This is a genomic window from Rhizobium sp. AP16 (assembly GCF_000281735.1).
Classification (GTDB): Bacteria; Pseudomonadota; Alphaproteobacteria; order Rhizobiales; family Rhizobiaceae; genus Rhizobium; species Rhizobium rhizogenes.
Genome location: NZ_AJVM01000052.1, coordinates 1 through 4954, shown reverse-complemented (window position 1 = coordinate 4954; position 4954 = coordinate 1). Strand labels below are relative to the sequence as shown.

Genomic DNA, 4954 nt, shown 5'->3' with positions numbered 1-4954 from the left:
AGCGAACAACGTGACATCGCCGCCAAGGCTCCATCAGAGCATTTAATCGACCGAAAGCACTTCGCCCGTGCGCCGATCAAGCACGACTTTGATGTCGTCACCGTCGCGGTCTACGCCCCGTACGACAAAGACATTGCGTCTACGGACGACGTCATCCACGTCCAGCACGCCGTTGCCTCGCGCTATGCGTATGGCTTGGCGCTCGCTAATACCCATGTCACGCGGCGGCGGCTCCATGCCCGGATTGATGCGTACGCCACCGGGGCCGATCTCAATGCTTTGTGAGAAGGATGGTGTTGCTGACATGATTGTCGCTACTGCGATCGCCGCTATGGCAAAACTCTTGAGCATGGGGCCGTCCAGAAAAATTATGGTGCGATACTGACACTTTTCCCCTTCGCCGTTTCAGGGCGAATAATCAAGAGCAGTATCTGTCCTCCGAATGGCCCTCGGCTCTGACTTTGGGGGGAATTGACCTGATCACGCGCGCGCGAAGACGGTTGCCGCCTCTCGGCGACGAGACAACGGAAACGGGATAACTTCGGTCGAAGCTGCAGATTTGCCTTTCGCCGTCTGCAGAAGATCGTCGATCAGTTTCGCTATATCCGCGTCCCGCAAGCCCGGAAAAGCCAGAGCAGCCTCGCTCATAAGCGTGGTAAGGATGACCGCGGGAGGATAGCTCGCGGTGATCAGGGTCGTAAGATTGTCAGCCAGGTCATTCATTGTTTTGAGTGCGCCGCCAACCACATCATGTGTTTGTCGCATTTAGGGTTTCTCGTTGTTAATCCAACGCAATTCCGGTAGCAGCGGCTATCTTGCCTAAGGGTATAAATAACCAGCCGCATTTTAACGATTGGGTCCGTGATCGTCGTAGTGGCGATCTGTCCGGCCTGTGAGTCAACCGAAGGATAGCAGGCCAAATGAGCGCCGGCCAACCGAGCTCACGACGCGGATAAGCTGCGATGATATCATCATTAATCCCGTCGTCTCCTCGTCGGAAGGGGGGATTTTTTCGCTTCGAGAACAGCGTCTGGAGCGCAGCTTATGATGGCGAATCAGACCAAGGTCTGAATACCCAAGGCATTGGTCCTATGGCTGTGGAAAGGTGAGATTTTGACGATATTCTAATGCGCGATGATTTGCTGGGAACGGCCGCGATGAAGGTTGAAGGACGTTTGGGAAAGGGAGTACGCGGGGATGTCCGTTTTGCCATTCATGTCGTCGGCCTTGCGCTGGCGTTAGCAGCTCCTCCCATGGGAGGAGCTGCTGTTGACCTCACACATACGGCATTCGTCCAAGATCGAAATGGCGGCGGATCGGGCGGCGGCAACAGCATACCGCGGCAGGATCAATTAACGGGATGTTGAATTCCATATGAAGTTCATCCAGGGTTCCATTTAGCGACAAGCCACAATCAGCTCGAAATGGTGAAGCACTTCATAGGCCTGTTTCCGCCTGGCCGGGCCAGCTTTAAGGGGAAAGACGGGTCAGATCGCGGTGGAATTCAATAGCCTCAGCTTTGCTGACGCTGGCGACGCTCGAACCCTTCTTACAAAATCTAATCCACGCACCGTTGGAATCGGTCGGTTGCTCCGCCAACCAGCCCTCCAATGCCGCTTGGTCAGCAAATGAAACTATCGGAAGGCCAGAACGTAATTCGGTTCTTCTCCACTTTTAGTATGATCCTTGGATTCGATAAAGGCCCGCAAAGTGTCTTGAGCCATAGATGGGACTTACTCTGGGGTCTTTGACATCGAGATCGCCGGCCCATAATTTGCCCGCCATTTTGCCGATCTCGATGCTCAGCGAGGGGTCGTTATTCTCGATCGGCGCATAGCCAGAATTGCTCATGCTACCATCCAAAAACGGCGATAACCGCACGAGCTGCCTAGGCTGTCCGGCCCCGTCGGCATGGAGTTTTTGCGCCAGCACCAGGGAAAGTCCACCGCCCGAGCTATCGCCATTATCGTGATGTTCTCGGCAGGGACCGTCGCGGTCAGGTCCTTATAAGCTTGCTCGACCATTGCCAGCCCCACTGGCACAGTTGCGCCGGGTGCCTTGGGATAGTCCGGGACGACGAAGGTCGCGTTGGTTTGCCTGATTAGATCGCCGATCAGGTTCCAATGGGCACCGGCTATGTTCAAGATATAGGCGCCGTGAATATAGAAAACGACCTGGCCTGATGTGGTCCCCTTGGGTACGAGCATATGAACATTGCGGCCGTTTACCTGGTTCATCGCGATCTTGAACTCGCCGAAAAAACGCGCCGGTATTGCATCGCGCGGCTTACCGGGTGGGGAACGCAATTTCCTGGTTAGCTTGGGCTTGTCGCCACTCACCCAAAGATAGAATTTGACGAACCAGCCCAGCAAGCTGACTGAGCCCGGATGCACATAGACGGTTTCATTGCTCAGCAGCTTGATCGACGATGCCATCACCGAAACACTCGGATGACGAGCCGAGCCTGGCATAGGCACAAACCTCCCATGACAATATCCAACCTGCGCAATCGCGATACGCATCGCGACAGAAACGCAGAATTCTACCTTGGCTGCACTCGTATTCGCTCATGCACGCCCCAGTTTCGAGGCGTCAGCGATCGCTCGGAGGTGCCCTACGGCATTCGGAAATGCCTTGGAAAGATAGCGAGGTGCCCTCGTTGGTCCAGCAATCACTAATTTCAAGAGCTGTTTCCTCAACATTAATTCATTTCCAAGTGAGCGCCATATTTTTCAATAGTCGTCCCGCCTACCAACAGAGAAAGGGTTTGATACATATGAGAATAAACCGATACAGCGTCTCCGGCGCACTCATCGCCTTGGGGATGCTGACTGCAACCTCGAGTTCTTCCTTTGCCCAGTCGGCGGCGCCCGCGACCGAGGCCAAAGCACCGGCCGGGGTCTACAAGCTGGATCCGACACATGCGGCCCTGCTGTGGTCCGTGAAGCATAACAAGATCTCGAACTACACCGTTCGCTTCAACAAGCTCGAGGCCACCTTGAAGCTCGACCCGGCCAAGATTGAGGACTCCTCCATCGAGGCGAGCATCGATGCAACCTCGGTCGTGACCGGCTATCCGGCCGACTACAAGGCCACGCACGCTTCCTCGCCCTATCAGACCTGGGATGAGGAAATCAGCCGCGATCCGAAAATGCTGAACAGCAACGCCCATCCGAAGATCACCTTCAAATCGACGAAGGTCACCTCCACCGGCCCGACGACCGCCGATGTCACGGGCGATCTGAGCTTCCTTGGCGTCACCAAGCCCGTGACCCTGAAAGCCACGTTCAATGGCGAGATCGACAGTCATCCGTTCGCAGGCGTGCCGGCCGTAGGCTTTGCGGCTGAGGGAAGCTTCAACCGCACCGAATTTGGCCAGCCGGTCGGCTTTGTCGGCCCTGATGTCACGATCCGCTTCGATGGCGAATTCATCCAGGACACGTCGGCCAAGTAAGTCGTCAAGCGCGCTGACTGCGATACGGTTTCTCATCGCAGTCAGCCATTGACCGACGTTTCGATTTGCAAATCGTTTTCTCTCTTTGCCCGTCATCGAACACTTAAAGCTGGCGGGTCCTGTCTTGATAGGGTGGCAATGAATATTCATTCCAGCGCATCGGTTCGCCCGGCTCTCAAAACCAGCAAGCGCTATAGCGCGGTCGCCATCGTTCTCCATTGGGCAACGGCACTTTTGGTGATCTCCATGATCCCGATGGGCTGGTGGATGGTCAGAGCTATCAACAAGCCCGACACACAGCAACTCGCCTATCAATTGTTTCAGGTGCATAAATCTCTAGGTTTCGCCATTCTCGCGCTGACCTTGCTTCGGGTTAGCTGGCGCCTCACCCATCCAATCCCTGCACTGCCCGCCGGCATGAAAAGATGGGAGCGGGTCCTCGCCCGCGCCACGCATATTGCTTTTTACGGCCTGCTGCTCGCCATTCCGCTGACCGGCTGGGCCTATATCTCGGCCGGCTGGGCCATTAGCACGGACCGTCCTTTGATGGTTGCAACCTCGTGGTTCGGCCTGTTCACCATTCCCGATCTGCCGGGCCTCGAAAGCATGCGTACGCTCGCCTTCGGCGCCATGGGCGCCCATGCCTATATGGCCTATGGCGGAGCCCTGTTGATCGGCCTGCATATGGCCGCAGCGCTTAAACACCACATCATCGACCGCGATGGCGTCCTCGCTCAAATGCTGCCCTTTCTGCGTGGCAAAGGGCATGAGGAACACCATGCGCCGGCCGGGAAGGCTCTGCTGCCCCGCAGCGCCGGCATTGCCTTCGTCTTGCTGATCGGCCTCGTCGGCTGTTGGCTGCATCTACCAGGCCCGCGCACCGAGCTACCACCACCAGCGGCGGCAGAAGCAACGGTTCCCACCGCAGCTCCGGTTTCCTCCGCGGCGACCACCACCCCGGCGGCAGGCGCCAGCGCAACGGCTTGGACTATCGACAAGGCTGCCTCCGGCATTACCTTCAGCGGCAACCATGCAGGCAAGCCTTTCAACGGGCGTTTTGACGAATGGAGCGGCGATATTCGCTTCGATCCCGCCAATCTGGCCGGTTCGAAAGCCGTTATCATCGTCAATACTATCTCCGCAAAGACCGGCGACGCCACCCAGGAAAGCTCATTGAAAAACGGCGAATGGTTCAACGCCGCGCGTTTCCCGGAGGCACGCTTCGAAACCCAAAGCTTCAGATCGCTCGGCGGCGATCGCTATGAAGCCGTCGGTACACTGACCATCAAGAAGACGACCGTTCCGCTCACCCTGCCCTTCACTTACAAACAACAAGGCGGCAGGGCAGAGGTCGAGGGCAAGGTCGAACTCGATCGGGCCGCACTGGATCTCGGCATGTTTTCCGACCCGGCGGCGGAATGGGTCTCCAAGACCATTGCGGTCGAAATCGCGGTTAGCGCGACGAGAGAATAATTGACGGCACTGTCACGTTGACGCGGC

General features: G+C 56.8%; 7 protein-coding genes. 4 read left to right on the top strand and 3 right to left on the bottom strand.

Annotation, left to right across the window (positions count from 1 at the left end):
* A partial coding sequence (locus tag PMI03_RS32040; protein WP_039974190.1) for a hypothetical protein occupies positions 1-285 on the top strand: 285 nt, incomplete at its 5' end.
* 195 nt (positions 286-480) lie between these two features.
* Here the strand turns inward: PMI03_RS32040 and PMI03_RS16015 are convergent.
* The gene (locus PMI03_RS16015; RefSeq protein WP_007695053.1) at positions 481-765 is read right to left on the bottom strand and encodes a hypothetical protein; all 285 of its coding nucleotides are present in this window, start codon (positions 763-765) and stop codon (positions 481-483) included.
* A gap of 362 nt (positions 766-1127) precedes the next feature.
* Between PMI03_RS16015 and PMI03_RS31765 the strand changes: the two genes are divergently transcribed.
* Complete coding sequence (locus tag PMI03_RS31765; protein WP_131596099.1) at positions 1128-1367, top strand: hypothetical protein; 240 nt, start codon at positions 1128-1130, stop codon at positions 1365-1367.
* Positions 1368-1674: 307 nt separating this feature from the next.
* Here PMI03_RS31765 and PMI03_RS31085 read toward each other — a convergent pair whose 3' ends face one another.
* Together PMI03_RS31085 and PMI03_RS30750 are read right to left on the bottom strand one after the other, a co-directional pair.
* The gene (locus PMI03_RS31085) at positions 1675-1932 is read right to left on the bottom strand and encodes a hypothetical protein (RefSeq protein ID WP_309574391.1); all 258 of its coding nucleotides are present in this window, start codon (positions 1930-1932) and stop codon (positions 1675-1677) included.
* Positions 1848-2435: an alpha/beta hydrolase gene (locus PMI03_RS30750; RefSeq protein ID WP_309574390.1), complete on the bottom strand. Its 588-nt coding sequence runs from the start codon at positions 2433-2435 to the stop codon at positions 1848-1850. Before PMI03_RS30750 ends, PMI03_RS31085 begins: the two co-directional genes overlap by 85 nt.
* A gap of 341 nt (positions 2436-2776) precedes the next feature.
* On the opposite strand from PMI03_RS30750, the gene PMI03_RS16005 reads away from it, so the two are divergent.
* Together PMI03_RS16005 and PMI03_RS16000 are read left to right on the top strand one after the other, a co-directional pair.
* On the top strand, positions 2777-3454 hold the full coding sequence (locus PMI03_RS16005; protein WP_007695049.1) for a YceI family protein: 678 nt from the start codon (positions 2777-2779) through the stop codon (positions 3452-3454).
* Between the two features lie 138 nt (positions 3455-3592).
* The gene (locus tag PMI03_RS16000; RefSeq protein WP_007695048.1) at positions 3593-4927 is read left to right on the top strand and encodes a YceI family protein; all 1335 of its coding nucleotides are present in this window, start codon (positions 3593-3595) and stop codon (positions 4925-4927) included.
* Positions 4928-4954 lie beyond the last annotated feature (27 nt).

Coding starts and splice junctions, on each gene's coding strand:
- PMI03_RS16015 (WP_007695053.1), bottom strand. CDS start 765: ATGCGACAAACACATGATGTGGTTGGCGGCGCACTCAAAACAATGAAT.
- PMI03_RS31765 (WP_131596099.1), top strand. CDS start 1,128: ATGCGCGATGATTTGCTGGGAACGGCCGCGATGAAGGTTGAAGGACGT.
- PMI03_RS30750 (WP_309574390.1), bottom strand. CDS start 2,435: ATGGCATCGTCGATCAAGCTGCTGAGCAATGAAACCGTCTATGTGCAT.
- PMI03_RS16005 (WP_007695049.1), top strand. CDS start 2,777: ATGAGAATAAACCGATACAGCGTCTCCGGCGCACTCATCGCCTTGGGG.
- PMI03_RS16000 (WP_007695048.1), top strand. CDS start 3,593: ATGAATATTCATTCCAGCGCATCGGTTCGCCCGGCTCTCAAAACCAGC.